At 35.9% G+C, this 25,459-nt stretch carries 26 protein-coding genes and 1 pseudogene; 4 read left to right on the forward strand and 23 right to left on the reverse strand.

From position 1 onward, the window contains the following. Nucleotides 1-315: helix-turn-helix domain-containing protein (locus ACFSJT_RS07130; RefSeq protein ID WP_378319550.1), on the reverse strand; the 315-nt coding region annotated here is incomplete at its 3' end. Nucleotides 316-614: 299 nt separating this feature from the next. Here ACFSJT_RS07130 and ACFSJT_RS07135 point away from each other — a divergent pair. After that, nucleotides 615-947 (forward strand): single-stranded DNA-binding protein, encoded by a 333-nt coding sequence (locus ACFSJT_RS07135; RefSeq protein WP_378319551.1) that lies wholly within the window; start codon nt 615-617, stop codon nt 945-947. Nucleotides 948-994: 47 nt separating this feature from the next. On the opposite strand, the gene ACFSJT_RS07140 is transcribed toward ACFSJT_RS07135, so the two are convergent. Further along, on the reverse strand, nt 995-1,498 hold the full coding sequence (locus ACFSJT_RS07140) for a nicotinate-nucleotide adenylyltransferase (RefSeq protein WP_378319552.1): 504 nt from the start codon (nt 1,496-1,498) through the stop codon (nt 995-997). A gap of 292 nt (nt 1,499-1,790) precedes the next feature. Between ACFSJT_RS07140 and ACFSJT_RS07145 the strand changes: the two genes are divergently transcribed. Further along, entirely contained in the window at nt 1,791-2,540 is a 750-nt protein-coding gene (locus ACFSJT_RS07145; protein WP_378319553.1) for a hypothetical protein, read from the forward strand. Nucleotides 2,541-3,058: 518 nt separating this feature from the next. Next, on the forward strand, nt 3,059-5,098 hold the full coding sequence (gene ppk1, locus ACFSJT_RS07150; protein ID WP_378319554.1) for a polyphosphate kinase 1: 2,040 nt from the start codon (nt 3,059-3,061) through the stop codon (nt 5,096-5,098). A 15-nt stretch (nt 5,099-5,113) separates the two neighbouring features. Here ppk1 and ACFSJT_RS07155 read toward each other — a convergent pair whose 3' ends face one another. From ACFSJT_RS07155 to ACFSJT_RS07255, 21 genes and pseudogenes are all read right to left on the reverse strand, one after another. Then, nucleotides 5,114-7,177, reverse strand: coding sequence for an alpha-ketoacid dehydrogenase subunit alpha/beta (locus tag ACFSJT_RS07155; protein WP_378319555.1), 2,064 nt, complete (start codon nt 7,175-7,177; stop codon nt 5,114-5,116). A 224-nt stretch (nt 7,178-7,401) separates the two neighbouring features. Then, nucleotides 7,402-8,478 carry a branched-chain amino acid aminotransferase gene (locus tag ACFSJT_RS07160; protein WP_378319556.1) on the reverse strand — a complete coding sequence of 359 codons (1,077 nt, stop codon included), beginning with the start codon at nt 8,476-8,478 and terminating at the stop codon, nt 7,402-7,404. Between the two features lie 149 nt (nt 8,479-8,627). Next, entirely contained in the window at nt 8,628-9,935 is a 1,308-nt protein-coding gene (locus ACFSJT_RS07165) for a dihydrolipoamide acetyltransferase family protein (protein WP_378319557.1), read from the reverse strand. Nucleotides 9,936-9,978: 43 nt separating this feature from the next. Further along, complete coding sequence (locus tag ACFSJT_RS07170; protein WP_378319558.1) at nt 9,979-10,764, reverse strand: DUF3050 domain-containing protein; 786 nt, start codon at nt 10,762-10,764, stop codon at nt 9,979-9,981. Between the two features lie 5 nt (nt 10,765-10,769). Next, nucleotides 10,770-11,366 carry an acyltransferase gene (locus ACFSJT_RS07175; RefSeq protein WP_378319559.1) on the reverse strand — a complete coding sequence of 199 codons (597 nt, stop codon included), beginning with the start codon at nt 11,364-11,366 and terminating at the stop codon, nt 10,770-10,772. Nucleotides 11,367-11,369: 3 nt separating this feature from the next. Continuing rightward, complete coding sequence (locus ACFSJT_RS07180) at nt 11,370-11,714, reverse strand: GIY-YIG nuclease family protein (RefSeq protein WP_378319560.1); 345 nt, start codon at nt 11,712-11,714, stop codon at nt 11,370-11,372. Between the two features lie 33 nt (nt 11,715-11,747). Continuing rightward, entirely contained in the window at nt 11,748-12,500 is a 753-nt protein-coding gene (locus ACFSJT_RS07185; protein ID WP_378319561.1) for an enoyl-CoA hydratase/isomerase family protein, read from the reverse strand. Nucleotides 12,501-12,682: 182 nt separating this feature from the next. Then, nucleotides 12,683-13,045: pseudogene (locus ACFSJT_RS07190) on the reverse strand (four helix bundle protein). A 35-nt stretch (nt 13,046-13,080) separates the two neighbouring features. After that, on the reverse strand, nt 13,081-15,579 hold the full coding sequence (paaZ, locus tag ACFSJT_RS07195; protein ID WP_378319562.1) for a phenylacetic acid degradation bifunctional protein PaaZ: 2,499 nt from the start codon (nt 15,577-15,579) through the stop codon (nt 13,081-13,083). Between the two features lie 186 nt (nt 15,580-15,765). Further along, nucleotides 15,766-16,971 (reverse strand): 3-oxoadipyl-CoA thiolase, encoded by a 1,206-nt coding sequence (pcaF, locus tag ACFSJT_RS07200; protein ID WP_378319563.1) that lies wholly within the window; start codon nt 16,969-16,971, stop codon nt 15,766-15,768. A gap of 95 nt (nt 16,972-17,066) precedes the next feature. Further along, on the reverse strand, nt 17,067-17,471 hold the full coding sequence (locus ACFSJT_RS07205; protein WP_378319811.1) for a PaaI family thioesterase: 405 nt from the start codon (nt 17,469-17,471) through the stop codon (nt 17,067-17,069). Nucleotides 17,472-17,507: 36 nt separating this feature from the next. Then, complete coding sequence (locus tag ACFSJT_RS07210) at nt 17,508-17,882, reverse strand: four helix bundle protein (RefSeq protein WP_378319564.1); 375 nt, start codon at nt 17,880-17,882, stop codon at nt 17,508-17,510. 56 nt (nt 17,883-17,938) lie between these two features. Next, nucleotides 17,939-19,165, reverse strand: coding sequence for a 3-hydroxyacyl-CoA dehydrogenase NAD-binding domain-containing protein (locus ACFSJT_RS07215; RefSeq protein ID WP_378319565.1), 1,227 nt, complete (start codon nt 19,163-19,165; stop codon nt 17,939-17,941). An 83-nt stretch (nt 19,166-19,248) separates the two neighbouring features. Then, nucleotides 19,249-20,028, reverse strand: a complete 780-nt coding sequence (locus ACFSJT_RS07220) for an enoyl-CoA hydratase-related protein (protein WP_378319566.1) — start codon at nt 20,026-20,028, stop codon at nt 19,249-19,251. Nucleotide 20,029: 1 nt separating this feature from the next. Continuing rightward, nucleotides 20,030-20,395, reverse strand: coding sequence for a VOC family protein (locus ACFSJT_RS07225; protein ID WP_378319567.1), 366 nt, complete (start codon nt 20,393-20,395; stop codon nt 20,030-20,032). Nucleotide 20,396: 1 nt separating this feature from the next. Next, complete coding sequence (gene paaD, locus ACFSJT_RS07230; RefSeq protein ID WP_378319568.1) at nt 20,397-20,900, reverse strand: 1,2-phenylacetyl-CoA epoxidase subunit PaaD; 504 nt, start codon at nt 20,898-20,900, stop codon at nt 20,397-20,399. Between the two features lie 63 nt (nt 20,901-20,963). Then, on the reverse strand, nt 20,964-21,719 hold the full coding sequence (gene paaC / locus ACFSJT_RS07235) for a 1,2-phenylacetyl-CoA epoxidase subunit PaaC (protein ID WP_378319569.1): 756 nt from the start codon (nt 21,717-21,719) through the stop codon (nt 20,964-20,966). 102 nt (nt 21,720-21,821) lie between these two features. Continuing rightward, nucleotides 21,822-22,106, reverse strand: coding sequence for a 1,2-phenylacetyl-CoA epoxidase subunit PaaB (gene paaB, locus ACFSJT_RS07240; protein WP_378319570.1), 285 nt, complete (start codon nt 22,104-22,106; stop codon nt 21,822-21,824). Nucleotides 22,107-22,139: 33 nt separating this feature from the next. Next, nucleotides 22,140-23,120 carry a 1,2-phenylacetyl-CoA epoxidase subunit PaaA gene (gene paaA / locus ACFSJT_RS07245; protein WP_378319571.1) on the reverse strand — a complete coding sequence of 327 codons (981 nt, stop codon included), beginning with the start codon at nt 23,118-23,120 and terminating at the stop codon, nt 22,140-22,142. Between the two features lie 12 nt (nt 23,121-23,132). Further along, on the reverse strand, nt 23,133-24,206 hold the full coding sequence (paaE, locus tag ACFSJT_RS07250) for a 1,2-phenylacetyl-CoA epoxidase subunit PaaE (protein WP_378319572.1): 1,074 nt from the start codon (nt 24,204-24,206) through the stop codon (nt 23,133-23,135). 101 nt (nt 24,207-24,307) lie between these two features. After that, nucleotides 24,308-24,877, reverse strand: coding sequence for a TetR/AcrR family transcriptional regulator (locus ACFSJT_RS07255; protein WP_378319573.1), 570 nt, complete (start codon nt 24,875-24,877; stop codon nt 24,308-24,310). A gap of 132 nt (nt 24,878-25,009) precedes the next feature. Between ACFSJT_RS07255 and ACFSJT_RS07260 the strand changes: the two genes are divergently transcribed. Continuing rightward, nucleotides 25,010-25,453 carry an META domain-containing protein gene (locus ACFSJT_RS07260; protein WP_378319574.1) on the forward strand — a complete coding sequence of 148 codons (444 nt, stop codon included), beginning with the start codon at nt 25,010-25,012 and terminating at the stop codon, nt 25,451-25,453. Nucleotides 25,454-25,459: the final 6 nt, after the last annotated feature.

Below are 25,459 nucleotides of genomic sequence, written 5' to 3' on the forward strand. Positions count from 1 at the left end.
ATTATGAACAGTTACCACCGATGGGATTTCTTCTTCAGCAAACTCTTTAAACAATAAAGTTCTAATTTTCTTAGCTCCCCAGAGTTTGTGTTTTTCTTTTAATTTAAGAATACCATCAATGATTTTTTGATCGGTTGCATTAGGATGTTTTCCTGGTTTTCTGGATTGTTCTTTTAGACCTTCAAAGCCTTGGTTTTCGAATCGATCAATCAATTTATAAGCTGTTGGTCTGGAGATTCCAAAACTTTTGCATAATTCTGTGATGGTATATTTTCCAGTACGCCATTCACAGATAAATTCAATTTTTTGTTCCATAGTTGTTGTGTTTTTCCAAGGCATGATNTAATGTGCTACAACAAACAAATAAGCACACTAATGTACTCATATATTATATATATCTAAAAATACTCATTTCTAATTAAAATAATAGGATACCGCATTCAATTTCAAAATATTTATAATCAATATTTTAAAAGTTTTTAAACGACTACAAACGGTTACAAACGAAATTAAATACTTCCCAACCGAATCTCCATGTTTTCCTGATCTATGTTTGCATCGTCGAAACATAAGAACTCGATAGTATCAATTGTTTAACACAAAAAATAAAAATTATGAACACGCTTAAAAACAAAGTACAGTTGATTGGAAACTTAGGACAAGAACCTGAAATCGTAAACTTGGAATCAGGTAAAAAATTAGCTAAATTTTCTATTGCGACCAATGACTATTATTATGATAAAAAAGGCGATAAAATCACAGACACCCAATGGCATAATATTATCGCTTGGGGTAAAACTGCAGACATTATTGAAAAATACGTAAATAAGGGGCAAGAAATTGCTGTAGAAGGTAAATTAACTACCAGAAGTTATGAAGATAGTGAAGGTAAAAAGCGATATGTTACTGAAGTAGTCTGTAATGAGCTGTTAATGTTAGGAAAATAAAAAATTGGGGCACAGAAATCTGTGCCCCAATTTCATACTTTTTCATTTTAAAGAAATTTACCTTCATCATCGGTTTTTACCTTAATGAGTTTATCCCCATTTTCTAATCTAAGTTTATACATTTTTTTTGCTTTCCCGCTTTTATCATTGTAATTAACCAAATATACATCTTTGGTTACAGTCCATCCAGGGAATCTTTTTTGTATAGATCTTGATACTGCTACTGGCAACTTTACATTCTTAAATTTTTCTACAGTACGCAAAACTTTACCGTCCTTATCATAAGCGGCCAAAATTTTACCTTCTGGAATATAAAATGCTACTTCATAATGATCATATTCATCATCATAAATATCTGAACTCTTTATATCATAAGTAGCCACCTTACGTTGAAGTAATTCGACCGGCAGAGCTTCATCTTCAGCATCAGTTCCACTGAGATATTTATAATTTGTAGCTATTATCCATACTTCAGCTAACTGCTCTACGTCTTGAGCGAAAGTTGGGATGGTTAATCCAAAAACAAGTAAACCTAAAATTATTTTTTTCATGATTTTAATTTTTAATGAATGATTAGTAAAAATGAAAAAATGATTCTTGTAGTGTGACTCTAAAAATATCGACCAATTAGTAATTAAACTATGATATTTGTCAGTTGATTGAATATTGTTTCTTTTGTCAATCACAGATATAGTTATCCTTTTATAGCCTCAAATAAGTCTTGAAAATCAGTTCATGATGGATATTGTTAAAATTTAGTATTTTTAGAACAGTAAATACCCCTTACCTCCCTAATTTTAAAACACATCACACGTCAAATATTCACTAATAAATCAACAAAACATGACGACTCAAATGCACTTAGCAGCTCAGTACCTGGCCGCTGCAGGAAGTAGTTTTCTTGAAAAAAAAGAAGACGATAGCCATACCAATCTAGGATTTTCAATTGAGGAAAGAAGCTTGTCAACACACCCCTTAAATGACAATGGCGATGTTTTTTCTCTAAATTATAATCGATTTACTTTAGAATGGAATACAAAAAATTCAAAAAGTTCATTACGATTAAACCAAACTACACATGCTGAAATTTTAAAATGGATACAGCAAACAGCTGAAGAAGCCAATATTCATGAACCCTATAAATACAACCTGCACTACAGATTACCCTATAACCCTGTTACAGGTCATTTTGAATTCAAACTCAATGATGTAAAAAGACTTCACGAGTTAGCTGATTTTAGAACACTCGCACAACGAACTTTAGAAATATTCTTAGAAAATCAACGTTTAAAATCTGATATCAGGATTTGGCCTCATCATTTTGATACTGGAGCTTTTGTAGAGCTAGAAAATGATTCTGCGATCTCACTTAGATTAGGCCTTGCAATTCCAGATAAAATGATTGGCGACTATTACTTCTACATAAGTGGTTATAGAGGCTATGACAGTATAGACACATCCGGTTTTAGTTCATTGACAAACGGAAAATGGTATACTCGTGGTTTTAAAGGAGCTGTTTTACCTGTCTCCAAAATTAATCAAAACGATGGAGTTACTTTTTTTAATGAAGCATTAGCGGCCTATATAATTTAAACAATATGGAACATTGATACGTTCCCGCTACGATCATACCAGACATTAAGCTTTTGATAAACTCCACTCTTAATTTTCTTGTTCATCTTAGCACAGAAATAAATGCACTACTACCAGAAGTAACAATGAAAGAAATACTTAAAAGGCATAAGCTTAAACAGCTTAGGTCATTAAACAATACTTTGGTTTTTCTTCATATGCTGTTGCATTCCTTGTGGTTGCGCATTGATTTCAGGTATACAAAAGTGCAGTAGCTTATTTTGATTTAGTAATCTACACTACCATAGCTGTGATGATCACTACTCTTTTAGACTTGATTGCCTTAGTATTCATTCTTTTAGAGTTGTAAGAATTTAGAAAAGATCAATTTAATAATGACTGCTGATCGTTAAGCGTAATCGATAGCCCCCTTAAAATTTATGTTTTTTTTACATTAAAATAACCTAAATCTAATTTATAATTGCAAAATTAAATTGGCAGCATAGTTACATTTATAAAATTCAAGTGATACACAGAAAATGAAATTAATTTCAAAAAAATATTATAATAGAGATTTATCGTGGCTACGTTTCAATCACAGGGTTTTACAGGAAGCCGCAGACCAAAGTAATTCTCTGTATGAGCGAATTAAGTTTCTTGCTATTTTTTCTTCCAACCTTGATGAATTTTTCAAAGTACGTGTATCAGACATTAGGAAAATTAAAAATCTGGATAAACCGCTACGAAAAAAACTGATTACCAAACCTAATAAGCTTTTGAAAAAAATTAAAAAGCAGGTACATCTTCAACAAGAAGAATTTGGAGATATTTTTATAAATCATATCGTCCCCAAACTTAAAGAGGAGGGGATTCAGCTAATTAGCTGTGAACAATTTTCTGATGCTCAAAAAAAGTTTGCAGAAGATTATTATCAAGAATACTTAGAGAATACGCTTACACTAAATATAAATACGGAAGATGGTGATGAGACTGTTTTTATAGAAAATGAAGAACTGTATTTAACTGCGTTATTAAATAATGAAGAACTTATTGTAGTAAAAATTCCTTCAGATTCTCCAAGATTCATAACATTTCCGGCAAAAAGTGACATCCATTATATCACTTTTATTGATGATATCCTGAAACATAATTTTGCAAAATTTTATAAGCAAAAAGAGCCGTCGGTTTTTCATGCTATCAAAATCTCAAGAGATGCAGAATTATATATTGATAACGAATATTCTGGAGATTTACTTACTAAGATCAAAGATTCGTTAGGTAACAGGAATACCGGGCAAGTAACGCGACTTCTTATAGACAATACTATGCCTTCTGAATTACTTGAACACATTAAAAAAATGTTAGATGCCAATGAGACCGATATTCTAATTGGTGGAAAGTATCATAATTTCAAAGATTTCTTTGATTTTCCGAATCCTACCGGCAAAAAACTTTCAGAAGAGCGATTAGTACCTGTTCCTGAACCAGAGCTTCAGCAGTTTTCGGATATGTTCGATGCAATTACTAAAAAAGATAGACTACTTTATTATCCCTATGAATCTTTTGATGATCTATTACGTCTTGTACGTCAGGCTTCAGAAGATAAAGATGTTATTCGAATTAAAGTAACTTTATATAGAATTGCCAAAAAATCCGAACTTGCCGATGCCTTATTAAATGCTGCAAAAAATGGAAAAGAAGTTTTCGTTTTCATAGAGACCAAAGCAAGGTTTGACGAAGAAAATAACATACGCTGGGGTAAAATTTTAGAAGAAAACGGGGCAAAAGTGATATATAGCTATCCTGGTATCAAAGTACACTCTAAAATTCTTTTAATAGAACGAATGGAAAATAATATTCCTAAAGCCTATGGATATATCAGTACGGGAAATTTCAACGAAAAAACTGCCAAAATATATACTGATTTTGGATTAATGACTGCTAACAAGAAAATAACTTCCGAATTGAATCAGGTTTTTCAACTTTTAGAAGGAGATATTATCATTCCTAAAACAAAAAACCTCCTTATTTCTCCGTTCACCACTCGAAGTACTTTTGAGAAACTGGTAAAAACAGAAATTGAAAACGCCAAGTCCGGAAAAAATGCCTATATCATTCTAAAGCTCAATAGTCTTCAAGATCATAAAATGATAGATTTATTGTATGAAGCCAATAATGCAGGAGTAAAAATACGACTCATTATAAGAGGAATTTGTTGCCTGGTTCCAGGTATTGAAGGCCAAAGCGAACACATTTACATTACCAGTATTGTTGATCGTTTTCTAGAGCATGGTAGAGTATATATTTTTGGTAATGATGAGAATGAAAAAATGTATATTGGTTCTGCCGATTGGATGACCCGCAACCTTGATCACAGAATTGAAGTGATCACTCCTATACTTGATACAGATGTCTATTCAAAAATTAGAAAGATGATACAACTGCAATTGGACGATAACATAAAAGCCAGAATTATAAACCAAGAGCAGGATAACACTTATGTAAACTCTACTGGATCGATAAGAGCGCAAATGGAAACTCTCTCGCGATTTGTTGATAAGCAAAAGATCTTATCATAAAAATAGGGTTCGAGCTTAATATTTCAACAACTCATCTATTTTAACCTTTACTTTTTCTGTAGAAGGAATCATAGTTTCTTCTAATGTGCTATTCAACGGGATTGCTGGCATATTTTCAGAACCGATCGTCATTACCGGAGCATCCAGATATCTGAAACATTCTTCCTGGATCTTTCCCGCCAAGGCTCTGACGAAAGAGTTATTAGTTGGCTCTTCTGTGACTACAAGGCATTTTTTTGTCTTCTTCACCGACTGCATCACCGTTTCTTCATCCAAAGGGTATAACGTACGTAAATCGATAATTTCTACAATATCTTTTATATCTTTTGTAGCATTTAATGCCCAATGTACTCCCATTCCGTAGGTTACTACTGTCAATGTTTCTTTTTCATCCTCTGGCCAAATACGTTGTACAGTGTTAGCTTTACCAAAAGGCAATATGTAGTCTTCGGCAGGCTCTATGGTTCTTGCCGCTTCAGTTCCTTTTACTTTTGACCAGTACAATCCTTTATGTTCCAAAATCACCACAGGATTAGGATCATAATATGCTGCTTTCATCAACCCTTTTAAATCAGCTCCATTACTAGGATAGGCAATTTTAATCCCCCGAATATTGGTCAATACAGATTCTACTGAAGATGAATGATAAGGCCCTCCACTTCCATAAGCTCCTATGGGAACTCTAAGGATCATAGATACTGGCCATTTTCCATTAGAAAGGTAACAAGATCTACTTACTTCGGTAAATAATTGATTTAAGCCAGGCCAGATATAATCTGCAAATTGTACTTCGACAATAGGCTTTAAACCCACAGCAGACATTCCCACTGTAGAGCCTACAATAAAAGCTTCCTGAATCGGAGTATTAAATACACGTTCATCTCCAAATTTTTGTGCCAGCGTAGCTGCTTCCCTAAAAACACCCCCTAATCTTCCTCCAACGTCCTGGCCGTATAGCAGGCATTCTTTATGTTGTTTCATTAGTTCTTCAACAGCAAACAATGCACAATCTACCATGACTACTTCATCCTTATCTGATGGAGATCGTTCTCCTGTTTCTTCGGTAATAGATGTAGGTGCGAAGTCGTGAGTAAACAAGTCTTCAGGCTTGGGATCTTCAGCTTTCAAAGCCTGTTTTAGATCTGCGGCTACAAGAGTTCTTGCTTCTTCTTCAATAGTGGTAAGGTCATCTTCAGAAAAACCACTATCCAATAATTGATTCTTTAGTACTGGATAAGGATCCCTGGAACGAGCTTCTTCCAAATCATCACGATACCATTCCATTCGTACTCCAGATGTATGATGATTTAATAACGGAACTTTAGCATGCACTAAAATAGGTCGTCTTTCCTCTCGAACAATTTGAATGGCATTTTCAATAGCCAGATAACTTTCTGTAAAGTTAGCTCCATCGATAGAAATTGCATCCAAACCATGAAAACCAGCAGCATATTCAAACGCATTTTGAGCACGGGTTTCTGCTTCGTTAGCAGAAATATCCCATCCATTGTCCTGTACCAAATACAGAATAGGCAATTGTTTTAGGGCAGCCATCTGAAAGGCCTCAGCAATTTCACCTTCGGTAACCGAAGCATCTCCTAAGGAACATACTACCAAAGGTTTTTCTTTGATCGATTTATCATCAAGATGCACTAATTCTTTATATTGCATTCCCAAAGCTACTCCTGTTGCGGGTATGGCCTGCATACCTGTTGCCGAAGATTGATGTGGTATTTTAGGTTTATCATCATCTCGTAAACTTGGATGAGAATAATAGGTTCTCCCCCCAGAAAATGGATCATCTTTTTTAGCCAACAATTGTAACATCAAATCGTATGGACGCATACCTATTCCCAATAACATGGCATCATCACGATAATAAGGAAATGCATAATCCTGAGGTAATAATTGCATTGCAGTGGCAATCTGTATCGCCTCATGCCCCCTCGAGGTTGCATGGACATATTTTGACACTGTTTTGAAGTTTTCTTCGTATAAGGCTGTCATTGCCTTTGCTTTACAAAGTGTTAAAAATGCTTCCTGTAATATTTCTTTTGCAATCGTTTTTTCGGCTAACATATTCTTTCCTTTTTGATATGCGATTTACGAGTTTTGATTTGGGTGCATCCCTACGGGCCGGGCTATCCGTTATATCTTTTAATGAAACACCCTTCGAGTACACTTCGACAAGCTCAGTGTACAACCTTAGGGTACTTCAAAAAAGGATGTCACTTCTATCCCTTGCACAAGTTTTATAGTACTACTTTACCCTTCGTAAATCCAAATTCGTAATTTATAAATTCTTATGATCCTACCTTTTCTTCTATGGGTACCGGTACAATCCACCCGTGTTGATCTTCTCTTTTTTGGGTTTTAATTTCGTCTAATGTGGTTTTCATATCATGGCTTACCGGATTTTCTTGGGGTAAAGTGATTACTTCATCTTTATACCCTATTGCTTCCACCATAGCTATAGCCACAGCCGTACCTGTTCCAAAAGCTTCTTCCAACATTCCTTCTTTATGAAATTGAATAACCTCATCTATCGTGATTGGGCGTTCTTCAACTTCAAACCCTTTATCTTTTAGTAATGTGATTACACTATCTCTAGTTATTCCTTTTAAGATTGATCCGTCTGTACTTGGAGTAATAAATCTACCATTCACCTTAAAAAAGATATTCATGGTTCCTACTTCCTGTACATATTTATGCTCATTGGCATCCAGCCATAGTACTTGATCATATCCTTTGGCTTTGGCTTTTTCTGTAGGAAGAATAGCTGCAGCGTAATTCCCAGCTGCTTTGGCCTCACCTGTACCTCCGTTGGCAGCGCGAATAAATTCAGTCTCGGCATACAACTTTATCTTTTTTGTAAAAAAAGGCCCTGCAGGAGAACAAATGACGATAAACTTATAACTTGTTGCAGCTCGCATGCCTATAAAAGGTTCATCGGCATACATAAATGGTCTTAGATACAATGCACTTCCATCTTGTGGTGGTATCCAGGCATGCTCCACTCCCACGATTCGCTTTACTGCTTCTACAAAAAGTATTTCAGGAATCTCTGGCATACCCATTCTTACCGCGCTATGATTAAAACGTTTGGCATTCTCTTCGGGTCTAAAAAGCAACGGAGTATTATCTTTACCAACAGTTGCTTTCATTCCTTCAAAAATGGCCTGACCGTAATGCAATGCCATAGCTGCAGGATGTGTTGGAATAAGCTTGAGGGGTTCTATCCTAGGATTTTGCCATGCGCCATTTTCATAATCACATACAAACATATGGTCCGTAAATACTGTACCTAACGGAATATTATCAAAATCAATATCTTTTAATCCTGAATTCGAAGTCTTAGTAATTTTAATTTGTGATTCCATTTTTATTTATTTTGGGCGCATCCCTACCTGTGGCGGGTTGGGCTATTCGTTATATCTTTTTAATTTCGTACCCTTCGAGAACCTCAGGGTACTTCAAAAAAGATGCTACTACTATCCCTGCCTACCGTCAGGAAGTCCTTGCGCATTTACTATATTTCTCTATTTATATCAAAAGCTTCTAGTTCATCTCCTACTTTACGCAAGAAAGAGCCTCCTAAAAACCCATCAACCACTCTATGATCAAAGGATAAGGATAAATACATCATACTTCTAATTGCAATTTCATCTCCTTTATCTGTAGTGATCACTTCTGGTCTTTTCTTAATGATTCCTAAGGCTAATATGGCTACTTCTGGCTGGTTGATAATAGGAGTTCCCATTAAACTACCAAAAGTTCCTACATTAGAAATTGTAAATGTACTTCCACCTATTTCATCTGGTTTTAAAGCGTTATTTCTAGCACTATTTGCCAAATGGTTCACATTTTTCGCCAATCCTAAAAGATTTTTTTCATCTGCATTCTTAACCACAGGAACAATCAGATTACCGCTCGGCAATGCTGTCGCCATACCTATATTGATATCCTTGTGTACTATTATCTTTTTATCATCAACCGAAACATTAATCATAGGATAAGCTGCAATTGCGTTGGAAACTGCTTCAACAAAAATTGGAGTAAACGTAAGTTTTTCACCATGTTTGGTCAAAAACTCCTCTTTCACCCTGTTTCTCCAATTCACAATATTGCTGACATCCACTTCAATATAACTCGTTACGTGGGGAGAAGTATGTTTGGAGTACACCATATGATCTGCGATCATTTTGCGCATACGATCCATCTCTACAATCCTGTCTTTACCTTCTACAAAGGATATGGGTGGTGCCTTATAAGTAGATTTAGAAACATTAGCTTGTGGTCTGCTAGGCAATGGGTACTTTCGGTTTTTGAGATATTGCATCACATCACTTTTCCGTATACGTCCACCCTCTCCTGTACCATCAATACTTTGAATCTCTTCAATAGTAAGGTTCTCTTTTTGGGCTATACTAATAACTAATGGCGATAGAAAACCATCATTTTCTCCTGAATTTCGGAACTTAAATTCAGAACTACTTATTATTCCTTTTGTAGATTGAATGGTTTCTTTTGGTTCAGTTTCTACTTTTTCTGAAGGTTTTGATTCTTCAGATAATGAGCTTTTAACCTTAGTACTGCCATCAGCATTAATAATAGCGATTACCTTACCTATTTCAACCACTTCATTAGGTTCGAACAGTATCTCAGAAATAACCCCATTACAAGGTGAGGGTACTTCAGAATCAACCTTATCTGTAGCAACCTCAAGAATGGTTTCATCCTCTTCAACGGTATCACCAACTTTTTTCAACCAATTGAGAATGGTAGCTTCCGATATACTTTCACCCATTTTAGGCATTTTCAATTCAACTGTCGCCATACTTGGTTAACTAATGTTTGTTAGTTTATTTTTAAAAATTAATTTACGATAAAACTCGTTCTTTTTGTGTTAAGGCATCGCTAATACTATTCCACAATATCAATCGTTTTTCTAAAGCAACGGCCCCGTAATATTGCGCTTCTTTCCATTTAATATCATCACTGCCACATAGATTTTCGATCATTTTTAAACTTAATGGACCATGCGTATCGCCATCTAATTCGATATGGCGCTCAAGATAATATACTAGTTTGCTAACAGATGTATTCGTATTACTTTGTAGTTTTTTCACAATTTCCAGAAATAGATCCGGAATTAAATCTTCTCTACCCATTGCAAATACTGCAGCAGTTATATGAGGCTTTTGCAAGTCAATAATATCGAAAGTATAAGACACAAACTCCTTAATTTTCTGATCTATATCTAAGTTTTTTAATGCTTGCCGCACTGAAACACCTTTAGCAATCTGACTAACTAATTCTTTAATTTGAGTGGTATCTGCCTTCACTTCTGCCATCGCTTCGAGATACATCTCAAAATGGCTCATTGGCTTTCCTTCTTTATTAAAGTCACTTTCTTCTGCCAAAACAATTTCATTGATAAATCTAACTAGTACAGGATTGGATGCAGGTATCCACGGATTGTAAATTGTAGTGAGATTTTCTTGTAGACTCTTTACCAATGACATAAAATCCCACACCGCAAATACATGATGCTTCATAAATGTTTGTATGTTCGTGATATCATTGATCTGATGATACAAAGGATGCATAATCAACGTATCCCGATGAGATTGTAATTCTTGTTGTAACGCTTCGATTCTTTCCATACTGTTTACTTTCCCTTAAACTCTTCTAATGTTTTATAAAACGATTCTTGAGTAGGTCTGTTTTTTGGCACTTCTCTTAACGGCTCAACTTCTCGCAAAGATTCAAAACAATCGGCCGGTAATTGTTGATACAATTTGGTTCCTTTGGTTTTCCAATCTATCATTTCATCACTCACTTCTCTAATTATTTTTGCAGGGTTACCAACAATTAAACTACGTTTCGGAAAAACTACATTGGCTTTTATAAAAGACATCGCTCCCACAATGCATTCCTCACCAATCTCGGCATCATCCATAATTACAGTATTCATTCCTATTAAACAATTACGTCCTAAATTAGCCCCATGAATTACCGCTCCGTGACCCACATGGGCACTTTCTTTTAGTACAATTGATTTCCCTGGAAACATATGCACTGTACAATTTTCCTGAATGTTAACACCATCTTCTAGAATAATTTCACCCCAATCCCCACGAATTGCGGCTCCCGGACCTACATAGCAGTTTTTACCAATAACTACATTACCGGTAACTGCAGCAAGTGGATGCACAAAACTGCTTTTGTGCACTACAGGTATGTATCCTTTGAATGCGTAAATCATAACTTATTCCTGCGTAGGCAGGAATCTTTTAATTTTGTAAATCGAATTAACACTATTTGACCAATTTAAAGAAATATCCATCCAACTTGGATTCATCTCGTTTATTAAATTGTCTTTCCAACCTCTTTTCCATTTCTTCACTTGCTTTTCTCTTTTAGAAGCCTCCAATCCATTTTCAAATTCTTCAAAATATACCAGCTTGTTACAGTTATATCTTGCGGTAAATGATTTCTTGAAAACTTTGTTTTTATGCTCTATTATCCTAGCTTCTAAATCATCCGTACATCCAATATAAATAACTTTGTTAGACTTATTTGCCATGATATAGACATACCAGAGTTTTTTCATTACTTTATTAGAGATTCCTGCCTCCGCAGGAATTTATTTAAATCGTTTTAATGTCTCCTTCGTAAAATCACTCAACACCAACCTTCCGCTTATTACTGCTCTTTCTGTCAGGAGTGTATCCCAATGTTCTGTACCGTCCCAAAATACCTTTTTCATCTCACGCATTGCATCAGGATTATATGTACAAAGGTGCTCTGCAAATGCTTTCACTTCTGCGTCCAGAGTTTCTATGTCTTCAAAAACATTAGTGAACAATCCTTTATCTCTAGCCCACTCTGCACTATAAAAAGTGTTTGCATCGATCGCAATTTGAGACATGGCTGATAAGCCGATTTTACGTTCAACAGCTGGCCCCACAACAAAAGGTCCTATGCCCACATTGAGTTCACTTAATTTAATAGATGCATATTTTGTGGCCATACAATAATCTGTCGCAGAAGCAAGTCCTACTCCGCCACCTACAGTTTTACCTTGTACACGACCGATAATAAATTTTGGACATTTTCGCATGGCGTTAATCACATTAGCAAAGCCTGAGAAAAACACTTTTCCTGTCTCTGCATCATTAATATTGATTAATTCTTTAAAACTTGCTCCTGCACAAAAAGTTCGGTCTTTTCCACTTTTTAGTACAATTACTTTTATCTCATCGTTAGTACCTGCTTCAGTTATTGTTTGAGCAAGTTTTGCCAGAATATCTCCCGGTAATGAATTATGAGCAGGATGAAAAAACTCAATCATTCCTACTCCATTTTCTATAGCTATCTTTACGTATGGTTGTGTCAAAATAAATTTTAAATTTTAAATGCAAAATGTAAAAGTTTAAAGGAAATAGTAATGCTTAAAACTTTATCGTTTATCATTTTATATTTTGCGGTTTTACATTTCTTAAGTTCAAATTTTAAGTGCAAAATGTAAAAGTTTAAAGGAAATAGTAATGTTTAAAACTTTATCATTTTCTTAGAAAATCATTTCGTACTTGATGTTTTTATGCTTGAAGTGAAAATGGCTACTAATTCTTTACACTCTTTTATAATATTCTCAAAACTTTCCATATCTTGAATTAATTCTGATTCTTGTAAAACTTGCAAGTTGACCTGAGACTCTCTTAACTCCTTTTAAAAAATTTTCATTTTATGCACGAAATCCCTTTTTGATTCTGCTCCCTGAGCTTCTCCATAATTTAGTGCCGCAGAAGTAGTGGAACGTATCAATTGTTTAGCCAAATGTTCTGAAGCAAAATTTTTTTTCAATGTATTTATATTTAAAATAATACTAGAAGAAAACTTTACTAATCTCTGTTGAAGGTCATATTTTTTAATTCCATTCAAAACTTTTACTTTTTACGGTTTTATATTTTTAATTCTTATTCTAATATCCCGAATTGTTCAAAGTGGTGATTCATGTGCTTCGTATTTAATAAATCCCATTCGAACTTATTCATTGCTCCAAATACAGCGTTTTTTGTTGTTGCTTCTGGGTTTTCTTTGAAATAGGTTTCAAATTCATCATAAGCTTCTAACAATTTAGCTTTAGCGGCAGACAAATCTTCATATTTCAAATCCTCTAGTGTTCCTTTTTTTAATAAAGGATGACTATGGTCTTTGGGCATAGGCTTATGATTATAAATCATTTCCTGAACTCTTTCTAATTTATCTAGAGGTGTAGCAATTTCAAAATCCTGAATTTCGCCAGATCCTATTCTAATGGTATATTCTAAATGCTCTACCATATGTTGTGGCGTCATCATTCCCCATTTGGGTTTCGCATCTTCTTTTAGTTTTGATAAATATCCTTTAATATTTGATCGATCCACTTGTATAAATGGTGATTTTTTCTGTACCATCGTTAATATTGTAGCAATTGCTGCCAATTCATCTTCCTGATCAAATACCTCTACAAACCATTTTACAATGCCACTAGGCAATTCTTTTCCCCGGTGATCGCGATCAATTTTCTGCTTACAGGTCAATCTTACGTAGACGGTATCATTGTGATAAATCGGTCTTAAAAAACGACATTCTTCTAATCCGTAATTAGCCGCTACAGGTCCTTTATTAGGATACACAAACAATCCTGCTGCCGCTGCCAGAATAAAATATCCGTGAGCTGTTCGCTTTTCAAAGATACTTCCATCTAAAGACGTAATATCTGTATGCGCATAAAAGTGATCCCAGGTGAGATTCGCAAAATTGATAATATCGGTATCTGTAACGGTACGCTTATGCGTTTGGAGCGACATACCCGGCTCGATATCTTCCCAATGATAGGCAAAAGGATGTTTTTCTGAGACCTTATAGGCTGCATTTGCCTGGTAGATTCCTGTAATTTCTGTTAAAGTCGTTGGAGTGCCTTGCACTGCACATCGTTGCATATAGTGCTTTATTCCACGCATACCTCCCATTTCTTCTCCACCTCCTGCGCGACCAGGACCACCATGAGTAAGCATGGGTAGTGGTGAACCATGGCCGGTACTTTGTTTGGCATTCTCACGATTCCCAACCAAAATTCGTCCATGATGAGAAGCGGCTCCCACAACAAATTCTCTAGCTATTTTGTCATCATATGTAAAAATCGAAGATACTAACGAACCTTTCCCCATTTGAGCTAAGGTAATCGCATCATCCAACGTATCATAGGGCATGATGGTAGAAACCGGTCCAAAAGCTTCAATCCTATGCGCTTCGGTATTCTTGAAGGGATTGTCTTCTCGTAACAAAATTGGAGATACAAAAGCTCCTTTTTGAGCGTCAGCCCCAACGGTTTCTATCTTATCGAGATCGCCATATACCATTTGAGCAGTTTTGGCAATCTCTGATACATTATTTTTAAAACTGTCTACTTGTTGTTTACTTGCCAAGGCACCCATTCTGACCTCTTTGAGTCTAGGGTCACCAATGGTCACTTTATCCAATTGTTGTGCCAATGCGATTTGTACATCTTCAACAAGATTTGCAGGCACAATAATTCTTCGTATGGCTGTACATTTCTGACCAGATTTTACTGTCATTTCCTTTCGCACCTCTTTGATAAACAGATCAAACTCTGGCGTTCCCGGTATTGCGTCTTTTCCTAATACTGAAGCGTTTAAAGAATCGGCTTCCATCGTGAAAGGTACCGATTCTTCGATCAAACGTGGATGGGCTTTTAATACTTTACCAGTATGAGCAGAACCTGTAAACGTTACCACATCCTGAGATTCTACTGTATCGAGTATATTTTTGGTCATTCCACTAAGTAATTGTAATGCACCTTCCGGAAGAATACCAGAATCTACAATTACACGTACTACAGCTTCTGTTAGATATGCGGTTTGCGGTGCTGGCAATACCACTGCAGGTACTCCTGCCATCCAGTTTACTGCACATTTTTCTAACATTCCCCAAATAGGAAAGTTAAAAGCATTAATATGCACAGCAACCCCTCTTTTAGGTACTAAAATATGATGTGCCATAAAACGGCCCCCTCGAGAAAGGTCGATAGGATCACCCTCTACATGATAGGGCTGATTGGGGAAAAGCTTTCTTAAGGATGCGTTAGCAAATAAGTTGCCAAAACCTCCTTCTATATCAATCCAGCTATCCACCCTGGTGGCCCCGGTGCGATAGCTTAGCTCATAAAACTCTTCTTTTCTTTTGGTAAGATACAAGGCTAACTTTTTTAGCATGTTTCCTCGTTCCTGAAAAGTCATTTTTCTGAGTACTTCACCTCCCTTGGTTCTGCCATACTGCAATACCTCAGGAATATCTAATCCGGCTGTAGTCGATAGTCCAATAATTTCACCGGTAATGGCATCATGCATTATAAGTCCATCGCCAGAACCCGAAGCCCATTTACCGTTGATATAGCTTTCTAATTTTTTCATAGCCCTCACCCCGACCCTCTCCCAAAAGGAGAGAGAGTTTACCGGGAGTTTTTTAGTTATTATTTATTTAATATCTTCTTCTATAAGCAGATTGCAGTCTGCGCTGAAATATCAATTTAATTCCAATATGTTTCTAATCTCAAAGAAAGCAAAGAGAACATATGTACTCACTTACTCACCTACTAGCTAGCTCACTCGCTCTATTACACAAGCATATCCTTGGCCTACTCCTACACACATGGTAATCAAAGCGTAGCGTTTCTTTTGTTCTTGCAATTCTAATGCAGCAGAATATGCAATTCTGGTTCCTGTCACTCCCAATGGATGTCCGATGGCGATTGACCCTCCGTTGGGATTTATTCTTGGATCATCATCTGCCAATCCCCATTCTCGTATACAGGCCAGTGCCTGAGAAGCAAATGCTTCATTAAGCTCTATGATATCAATATCCTTCATTTTAATCCCTGCTTTTTCTAATGCCTTATTCGAAGCCTGAACCGGACCAATACCCATAATTCTAGGTTCAACACCTACTACAGCAGAACTTACAATTCGAGCTAATGGTCTTAGATTGTATTTTTTGACAGCATCTTCTGAAGCAATAATCGTAGCTGCCGCACCATCATTTAATCCTGAAGAATTTCCAGCGGTTACGCTTCCATCTTTTTTGAAAGCAGGTCTCAACTTTCCTAATATTTCTTTAGTCGTAGTCGGTTTTACAAACTCATCGTTAGAAAATTGAATTGGGTCTTTTTTTCTTTGCGGAATTTCAACTGTAGTGATCTCTTTTGCCAATCTACCGGATTGTTGAGCTTTGGTTGCTTTCATCTGACTCCAATAGGCAAAGGCATCCTGATCTTCTCTGGAGATATTATATTTTTCTACCAAATTCTCCGCAGTATTGCCCATACCATCTGTACCATATAATTCCTGCATTTTTTGATTCACAAAACGCCATCCGAAGCTAGAATCATACATTTTAGAATCGTTTCCAAAAGCTGAAGAAGGCTTCGCCATCACATAAGGACCTCTGGTCATATTCTCCACTCCACCCGAAATAAACAAATCACCATCACCAGCTTTGATAGCTCGGTTCGCATGAATGATAGCCGATAAACCCGAGCTACATAAACGATTAACCGTCTCGCCGGGAACAGAAAATGGTAATCCTGCGAGTAGCAAAGCCATTCTGGCTACATTACGATTATCTTCTCCCGCCTGATTGGCGCATCCCATAATCACATCATCATAAGCTTCTTTGGGAATACCGGGGTTTTGTTCAACTAGTTTTTTGATCACCAAAGCCCCTAAATCATCGGTACGAATTGTAGACAAAGTCCCTTTATAACTTCCTATTGGAGTTCTTACTCCGTCTATGATATATGCTTCCATTAAATATCGAATTTTGAATACTGAATAATAAAGTCTGAATACAAATAATGAAGTGAGAACTTTAAAATTTCACATTTCTTGGTTTTATATTTTATCTATTCCCAGTTTTTACTTGTTCTGTAAACTACTCCTTTGAAAAGCGCAACGATTTGATCTTCCCGTTTTACTTCAACAATATTAAATCCTACCTTGGTCTTTGTTACATCAACCGTGGCTTCTGCAGTTAGGTAATCACCTTCTTCCAGTGCCTCGATATGGTTAATCGATGTTTCTATAGACACCGCGTATTTACCATGAGTATTTGCAGAAAATCCAAAAGCAGTGTCTGCCAGACTATACGATATTCCTCCATGAGCCTTTCCCATACTATTTAACATCTCTTTTCGTACCGTCATCCCTACTTTACATCTGCCTTTTTCAACCTCAAGGATTTCAATACCCAACCAAGTACTGAACGCATCTTGTGAGAGCATCTTTACGGGTATGGCCTTTGAGTCCATGAGTTTTTGAGTAAGTGAGTTATTTTCTTTCAATATTCATTCTATTTTAGATTTCAAATGTTTTTTAAACGAAGTAATCATTTTGGATAGTTCTGTAATATTTGCTCTATTTTTTTCATCTTGCTCTTCAGTAATAAATCCTCTTAATCTAGCCTTCGTACTGCAAACGATACACTCATGCGCACTATCCCATGCCATTTGCAGATATCTATTAAATTGAGCACTTGAACTTGAGGAACCTTCGGCAATATTTAAGGCCAATGAATCTGCAGCTCTTGTAAACTGTGAAGCAAGTCTATATGTCTCTTCTTTCGGAAAAGTATGAATTTGATTATTTACAGATTCACCAAAGTCAATAGCTTTATTATAAATCATTAGATCTTCAAACTTGAAATGATATTTACTTTTCATCTTTTATTTTGAATAAACTTTGAGTACTCACAAACTCACCTCTAACGGACTCACCTCTAATTAAAAAACTTCTTTTCTTCCCTCTTCATCTTTCTCAACAGAGGGCTGCATCGATATCGGTCTTCACGATATTCGTCATACAAGTGGTCCAGCTTATCAACGCACCAATCCATTCCTTTTTCATCTGCCCAGGATAATAATCCTTTTGGGTAATTTACTCCTTTGGTCATGGCATTATCAATATCTTCAGCGGAGGCAATATTCCAGAACAAAGCATCTGCGGCTTCATTGATCAGCATAACTAATACTCTATCAAAAATATATTGAGAAATTTCTTTTCTAGATAATTTCTTCCCAACTTCACCTGCCTTGCCGGCAGGCAGGCTCGAAGTGACAACAGTATTTATATTTTGAGAACTAGTTTTTCCATTTTCATCGTAGTTATAATACCCTTTTCGGGACTTTCTACCTAAAAACCCTGCCTCTGCTAATCTTTTTTGTGTAAAAGCAGGTTTATATCTTGGATCATAATAAAAAGCTTTGAAAACTGTTTCTGTAACTGTATAATTCACGTCATTGCCTATAAAATCCATCAATTCAAAAGGCCCCATTCTAAAACCACCTAGAGATTTTAAACTTTCATCTATAGCGCTAACATCAGCTATGCCTTCTTCTAAAATTCGTAGAGACTCTCCGTAATAAGGCCTGGCCACTCTATTTACAATAAACCCTGGGGTATCTTTTGCAATAGCAACGACTTTTTTCCAATCTTTAATAATGTGAACTACCTGATTTGTAACCTCCTGAGAAGTTTGTACGGCAGGAATTACTTCTACCAGTCTCATTAGAGGTGCGGGATTAAAAAAATGAATCCCAATGCATCGTTCAGGTTTTTGTAAAGATGAAGCAATTGAAGCAATGGATAATGAAGAAGTATTCGAAGCAATAATCGTGTTTTCTGAGACATAACCTTCTAATTCTGAAAACACCTTCTTTTTTATTTCCAAATTCTCGATAATCGCTTCGATGGTAAGATCAGCATCTTTTAAATCTTTTAAATCATCTACATACAATATATTTTGTTGAATACGACGTTTTTCTGTGTCATCTATTCTTCCTTTTTCTACTAAACGAGAGAGAATCTTTTCCAAGGCTTGTTTACTTCTATCTAGCGCCTCAAGATTCGTATCAAATACTTTTACCAAACAACCTGCGGTAGCTGCTACTTGTGCAATACCACTTCCCATTGTTCCAGAACCTATTATTCCTACTTTACAAATCATAAATGTAAAATGTAAAATGTAAAAGTTGCTTTCTGTTCTTAAATACTTTTACATTTATCATTTTTCTGTTTTATATTTTTAACTTATCTACCTTTAAACACAGGTTTTCTTTTTTCTATAAATGCGTTTACACCTTCTGCATAGTCTTCACTTTCTGCGGCTTCTATTTGCAAGTCAGATTCCATACCCAATTGCTGATCCAGATTATTTACCATAGATTGATTTAATAATCTCTTGGTCAAGCCTAAAGCCTTAGTCGGCATTTTAGCAATTTTTGAAGCTAGTTTAGCAACTTCTTCCTCAAAATTTTCAACAGAAAACATTTTGTATATCATTCCGAGTTGTTCAGCTTCGCTTGCACTTACTTTATCTCCTAACATCATTAATGCAGAGGCTTTTTGAAAACCAATTAGTCTAGGCAAGAAAAAGGTTCCGGCACTATCGGGAATCAATCCTATTTTACTAAAAGCCTGAATAAAACTAGCGTTCTCTACAGCCACTACGATATCGCACGCTAAAGCAATATTGGCCCCGGCACCAGCAGCAACACCGTTTACTGCGGCAATAATTGGCTTTTCTATAGACCGTATTCTTTCAATTATCGGATTATAATGCTCTTCTAATATCTTTCTGAACCCAGGATTTAATTCTGGCGAAGTAACTTCGTTAAGATCCTGGCCCGCACAAAATGCTTTTCCGTTACCTGTAAGTATAATTGCCCTAACTTCGTCATTAGTGTTACAGTGATCCAATGTTTGTTGTAACAGCAACGCCATCTCTCTATTGAAGCTATTAAAGGTTTCTGGACGATTGAGGGTTACTCGCGCCACTCCATTCTCGATTTGTAATTCGATTGAAGGCATATTAATTTTCTATTTTAAATTCTGGATTATAAATAATTCCTATTATATTGTTCCATGGACATCTGACTGAAGCCACCATGAGTTCTCCTCCTACATTTGTAGGTTTCTCATGTTCTACCGCTCCCAAATCGATTAATTTTTGATATTCAGCTTCGATATCTTCAACCCCCCAATAAGATAGTATGCTATCAGATTTTTCATTTTTACTCACTTCTTCTGGAAGCAATCCCAATTCGTATCCTCTAATATTGAATCCTACATAAAAAGGTTCGTCAAAATAAGGCTCTTTCTCAAAAGCTTGGGAATACCATTTCTTAGCCTTCGCCAGGTTATCTACTTTGTATATAGTCGTTCTTAATCCAAGCATATTATTTGAGACATTTGAAATAATCAAAAGGTTCCAGACAATCTTCGCATTGAAATAGTGCTTTGCACGCTGTAGACCCGAATTGACTTACTAATTTTGTGTTCGTAGATCCACAATTCGTACATTTTACTATTTTTTTATTTCCAAGTAAAGCCTCTTTATCTGCATTTTCTTCTAATGGTGCTGCGATACCATATTCTTCTAAAGCCTTTCTTCCTTTAGGAGTGATCCAATCTGTAGTCCAGGCAGGAGATAACACCAAAGAAACTTTGGCTTCAATATTCATATCGGCAAACGCTTTGATGATATCTTCACCCATAACATCCATAGCAGGGCATCCACTATATGTTGGTGTAATTTTGATATAAGCGACATCATCCTTGAGATAAGCAGAACGAACCACTCCCATGTCCATAAGAGATAATACAGGTATCTCCGGATCATGAACTTTTTCAAGAATCGGAATTAAGTTAGCGTCGATATGTTGTTTTAGTTCTATGGTCATTGTTTGTATCAAGGACTAAAAATGAGAATTTCATCTACACGGATTTCGCATAAAAAGATTTAGCTACCACACCATGTTTGGATAAGCTCTTTGCATATACTGTAAGTCTGCTAACAAGTATCCCATGTGTTCACTATGGATTCCTTGTTTACCTCCTTTTTGAAACCATTTGATCTCAGGTATGGTTAGTGTTGCTTCTTCAAGAATTTCTTTTATTTTTTGATTATACTTTTCCTTCAATTTAGTGACATCAATTCCTATCCCTGTTTCAATAGCTTCTTTATCGTCTTCTGTCAAATGGAACAGCTCATCGGTAAATCTCCAAAGATCATCTACAGCTTCCTGAACTTTTTGATGACTTTCCTCGGTACCATCGCCTAATCTTTTCATCCAGTCTGAAGAAAAACGCTGATGATAACTTACTTCTTTAATTCCTTTTTTAGCTATTGCTGAAAGGGTTTCATCCTTACTGTTTTGTAATTCTTGTAAAAGTAACAAATGAAAAACATCAAAAAAGAATTGTCTCGTGATGACATATCCAAAATGCCTATTCGGTTGCTCGACCAATAGCACATTTTTATATTGTCTTTCTATCCTTAAAAAAGCAATGTCATCTTCCGTTTTTTCATCTCCTGTTAGCCGCGCTACATATTGATAGTAGCTTCTGGTTTGACCCAACAGATCCAATGCCATATTCGTTAAAGCAATATCAGTCTCAAGACTGGGTCCGTGACCACACAATTCGGACAATCGTTGTCCCAGAATTAGTGCATTATCAGCTATTCCGTAAATATATTGTATTAAATTCTCGTTTTTCATAACACTGCCCGCATACACGGGTATCTTTTTATTCGACTTAAAAATTGTCTTTTGAAAAGTTTCCCATCTTTATAGGAATTGCAATTATTATGCACTACACAATCACATATGCTTTACCTCATCTGGCAACGTGTAAAAAGTAGGATGTCGATATACTTTATCCTGAGCAGGCTCAAAAAGTTCTCCACTATTTTCTGGATTCGAAGCAGTAATATGTTTTGACTCTACCACCCAGATACTTACTCCCTCATTCCTACGAGTGTATACATCTCTTGCATTTTCTAACGCCATTTCTGCATCAGCAGCATGAAGGCTACCGAAATGACGATGCTCTAAACCATTTTTACTTCTTACAAATACTTCCCAAAGCGGCCAATTATTCTTCATAATTATGAGTTTTGAATTCTGTATTCAGAATTATCATATTGCTTTTTTAAGCTTTTTATCTTCTTGTTTTTTGGCATATGCCATAGCTGCATCTCGCACCCATTCTCCTTTTTCCCATGCACTGACCCTTGCCGAAAGTCTTTCTTTATTACAAGGACCATGACCTTTTACTACTTGCCAAAACTCATCCCAATCAATTTCCCCAAAATCATAGTGCCCAGTCTCTTCATTCCATTTCAAATCTGGATCAGGAATGGTAAGCCCTATTAAATCTGCTTGAGGAACAGTTTGATCTATGAACTGCTGACGTAGTTCATCGTTGGTTTTTCGTTTTAATTTCCATTTCATCGATTGCTCGGTATGCACTGATTCTGCATCTGTAGGTCCTAACATCATCAAGGATGGCCACCACCATCTGTTCAAAGCGTCTTGAGCCATTTCTTTTTGCTCTGATGTACCGTTGGCAAGTTTGGTCATGATCTCATATCCCTGACGTTGGTGAAAACTTTCTTCTTTACAAACACGAACCATAGCTCTTGCATATGGACCGTAAGAAGTACTACAAAGTGGAACCTGATTAATAATTGCAGCCCCATCAACCAACCATCCAATAGCACCAATATCTGCCCAGGTAATCGTAGGGTAATTAAAGATACTTGAATATTTCGCCTTCCCGGTGTGTAATTGTTCATACAACTCGTCTCTCGAAATCCCAAGTGTCTCACAAGCACTATACAAGTACAAACCGTGTCCTGCCTCATCCTGAACTTTGGCCAATAATGCAACCTTTCGACGTAAAGATGGCGCCCTGGTTATCCAATTTCCTTCAGGCAGCATTCCCACTATTTCAGAATGTGCATGCTGCGAAATTTGCCGGATATGGGTTTGCCTATATTTCTCTGGCATCCAATCTTTAGGTTCAATTTTTTCATCTCTGGCAATTCTTTGCTCAAAAATTTCCTCAAGACTTCGAGTGCCCTTGGCACTAAGGTTTTTTACTTCTTTTTCACTCATAACAATAGAGTTTTACACATCAAAATCAACGACTACTTCTTCAGTTGTAGGTACCGCCTGACAAGACAACACAAGTCCTTTGGCCACTTCGTCTTCTTCTAATGCATAGTTAATTTTCATTTCTACAGCACCTTCAACAACTTTACACTTACAGGTACTACAAACTCCTCCTTTACATGCAAAAGGCAAATCTGCTCCTGCTGCCAAGGCTCCATCTAAAATATTATCGTAATCATCATCCATGGCGAAATGAAATTCTTTCCCTCCATCAATGATAGTAACTTTTGTTCCTTCAAATTTATGCTCTACTGCCTGAGCAGCTCTTTTTTTATCTTCTTCAGTAGCTCCTGAAAAGAAAAGCTCATAATGAATTCTATCTTTGGACAGACCAGCTTTTTCTAACCCATCTCGAATAATGAAAATCATCTCCTCCGGGCCACAAACAAAACATTCATGAATATTGGTAACATCAAGTACCTTATCAGTTAATTCTTGTATTTTTTCAGCAGTAAATCTTCCGTTAAGCAATGGGATATCTCGCTGTTCTTTCGTTAAAAAATAAAATATTTCTAACCTTCCAAAATAGGTATTCCTTAACGCTTCTATCTCTTCTTTAAAGATAATAGATTTAGCATTGCGATTCAAGTAAAAGAGCTTGAAAGTGCTATTTGGCTCAGATGCCAAATGAGTTTTTATTATTGACAAAACAGGAGTAATCCCGCTTCCTGCTGCAAAAACCACATAATTCTTGGCAATCGAAGGTTCTACTTCTACAAAAAAGTTTCCCACAGGTGGCATTAATTCTAATACGTCTCCTGCTTTTAAGGTATCATTCGCATAATTTGAAAATATTCCGCCATGTATTCTCTTGACCGCTACCTGCCATTTATTCTCTAAGGGACTTGAGCAAAGCGAATAAGACCGTCTCACATCATCACCATTAATAGATGCTTTAAGGGTAAGATGCTGACCTTGCTTAAACATGAATCTTTCTCTTAACTCTTCAGGAATATCAAAGGTGATAGCCGTACAATCCTTGGTTTCCTTTTGAACTTCAGCAACCGATATGGGATAAAAGTCTGTCATATATCTTCTTTAACTATAACGTTATAGCTAAGCAAAACTAACAATTGTTAGTTGCATACACAAATAATTATTTGTTAATTTTCAGCATGACGAAGCATCGATCACACAATCCCTTTTAGTAAAACCGAGACCATGTCATGTTTTAATATCTCGGCATCGATGTTTTTTTGTTTTGGATACCATAAATAAAGTGTTCTTAAGGTAGAAAGTGTAGAGAAAACCATAATCTCTATGTTAAACGACTTTATCTCTCCTTGATCTACACCCTTTTTTACAATGTTTCTGAAATTTTCTTCATAATCATGACGCATTTTTTCAAAATACTGAAGATTTTCTTCCTCCAGGTGCATCCAGTCATTATTAAGAGAAGCCAAGCCATCTGCATTGCTAAGGGTAACATCTATATGTAAATCTATAATCTTTTCCAGTTTTTGAGTAGCTTCCTTATTTGAGTTTGCAATTTGGTTCATTCCGTCTGTAAACTTTTCTGCCAGATCGATAATTATTGTAGATAAAATTTCTTGTTTAGACTGAATGTGATTATACAAGCTTGCAGCCTTTATCCCCATAGCTTTTGCCAAATCTCTCATAGTCACTGCACTATATCCTTTTTCTTTGAAAAGAATAGCGGCAGCGTTTATAATTTCTTGCTTTCTACTTTCAGGCTTCATAAATGTTTTCCTTAGTTTTCCTACCAAAAATAAATTTTAATCTGTTATTACATATATTTTTTCAAGTAAAAACCTGAATTCTAATAAATTTATTATTTTAACACACATCTTTTTATAAAAGCAAACATACTTATGAAATCCTTAACCCTTATAGTATTTTCTTTAGCCTTATTATCAAACACAAAAACATGCGTCAGTAAGACTATAAAGAAAAATAATAACCCAGAAAGTACAATTCAAGAAACTGAAAAAAAGAAATATTATATAAATTCTCTTAACGGAAAAGATGTTTCTGAAGAAAAGCTCTATATAATTTTTAATAATAAAGACACCTCTATTTCAGGATATGCTGGCTGCAATACATTTTCGAGCCAATATACCATTAATGATGATAGTATTTCACTAGGATTCCCAATAGCTACCAAAATGTATTGTGAAAAAAAAGTTGCCTTAGAACAAGAATTTTTCAAAGCCCTATTAGAAATAAAAACCAAGACTGTAACTGATGATGTACTGCTTCTAAAGGATAAAAATGGAAATAAATTATTATCAGGAACACTAAAACTTGATCAATAGGTTCAG

It is taken from the genome of Aquimarina celericrescens (assembly GCF_042682765.1).
GTDB classification, from domain to species: Bacteria; Bacteroidota; Bacteroidia; order Flavobacteriales; family Flavobacteriaceae; genus Aquimarina; species Aquimarina celericrescens.

Excerpts from the sequence above, each read along its gene's own strand:
- pcaF (WP_378319563.1), bottom strand. The coding sequence starts at position 16,971 with ATGGAAGCATATATCATAGACGGAGTAAGAACTCCAATAGGAAGTTAT.
- ACFSJT_RS07135 (WP_378319551.1), top strand. The coding sequence starts at position 615 with ATGAACACGCTTAAAAACAAAGTACAGTTGATTGGAAACTTAGGACAA.
- paaD (WP_378319568.1), bottom strand. The coding sequence starts at position 20,900 with ATGACCATAGAACTAAAACAACATATCGACGCTAACTTAATTCCGATT.
- ACFSJT_RS07260 (WP_378319574.1), top strand. The coding sequence starts at position 25,010 with ATGAAATCCTTAACCCTTATAGTATTTTCTTTAGCCTTATTATCAAAC.
- ACFSJT_RS07170 (WP_378319558.1), bottom strand. The coding sequence starts at position 10,764 with ATGGAAAGAATCGAAGCGTTACAACAAGAATTACAATCTCATCGGGAT.
- ACFSJT_RS07165 (WP_378319557.1), bottom strand. The coding sequence starts at position 9,935 with ATGGCGACAGTTGAATTGAAAATGCCTAAAATGGGTGAAAGTATATCG.
- ACFSJT_RS07145 (WP_378319553.1), top strand. The coding sequence starts at position 1,791 with ATGACGACTCAAATGCACTTAGCAGCTCAGTACCTGGCCGCTGCAGGA.
- ACFSJT_RS07140 (WP_378319552.1), bottom strand. The coding sequence starts at position 1,498 with ATGAAAAAAATAATTTTAGGTTTACTTGTTTTTGGATTAACCATCCCA.
- paaB (WP_378319570.1), bottom strand. The coding sequence starts at position 22,106 with ATGAAGAATAATTGGCCGCTTTGGGAAGTATTTGTAAGAAGTAAAAAT.
- ACFSJT_RS07215 (WP_378319565.1), bottom strand. The coding sequence starts at position 19,165 with ATGATTTGTAAAGTAGGAATAATAGGTTCTGGAACAATGGGAAGTGGT.
- ACFSJT_RS07210 (WP_378319564.1), bottom strand. The coding sequence starts at position 17,882 with ATGAAAAGTAAATATCATTTCAAGTTTGAAGATCTAATGATTTATAAT.
- ACFSJT_RS07220 (WP_378319566.1), bottom strand. The coding sequence starts at position 20,028 with ATGCCTTCAATCGAATTACAAATCGAGAATGGAGTGGCGCGAGTAACC.
- paaC (WP_378319569.1), bottom strand. The coding sequence starts at position 21,719 with ATGAAAAACGAGAATTTAATACAATATATTTACGGAATAGCTGATAAT.
- paaA (WP_378319571.1), bottom strand. The coding sequence starts at position 23,120 with ATGAGTGAAAAAGAAGTAAAAAACCTTAGTGCCAAGGGCACTCGAAGT.
- ACFSJT_RS07180 (WP_378319560.1), bottom strand. The coding sequence starts at position 11,714 with ATGAAAAAACTCTGGTATGTCTATATCATGGCAAATAAGTCTAACAAA.
- ACFSJT_RS07160 (WP_378319556.1), bottom strand. The coding sequence starts at position 8,478 with ATGGAATCACAAATTAAAATTACTAAGACTTCGAATTCAGGATTAAAA.
- paaZ (WP_378319562.1), bottom strand. The coding sequence starts at position 15,579 with ATGAAAAAATTAGAAAGCTATATCAACGGTAAATGGGCTTCGGGTTCT.
- ACFSJT_RS07205 (WP_378319811.1), bottom strand. The coding sequence starts at position 17,471 with ATGGACTCAAAGGCCATACCCGTAAAGATGCTCTCACAAGATGCGTTC.
- ACFSJT_RS07255 (WP_378319573.1), bottom strand. The coding sequence starts at position 24,877 with ATGAAGCCTGAAAGTAGAAAGCAAGAAATTATAAACGCTGCCGCTATT.
- ACFSJT_RS07175 (WP_378319559.1), bottom strand. The coding sequence starts at position 11,366 with ATGATTTACGCATTCAAAGGATACATACCTGTAGTGCACAAAAGCAGT.
- ACFSJT_RS07155 (WP_378319555.1), bottom strand. The coding sequence starts at position 7,177 with ATGTTAGCCGAAAAAACGATTGCAAAAGAAATATTACAGGAAGCATTT.
- ACFSJT_RS07225 (WP_378319567.1), bottom strand. The coding sequence starts at position 20,395 with ATGCTTGGATTAAGAACGACTATATACAAAGTAGATAACCTGGCGAAG.
- paaE (WP_378319572.1), bottom strand. The coding sequence starts at position 24,206 with ATGACAGACTTTTATCCCATATCGGTTGCTGAAGTTCAAAAGGAAACC.
- ppk1 (WP_378319554.1), top strand. The coding sequence starts at position 3,059 with ATGAAATTAATTTCAAAAAAATATTATAATAGAGATTTATCGTGGCTA.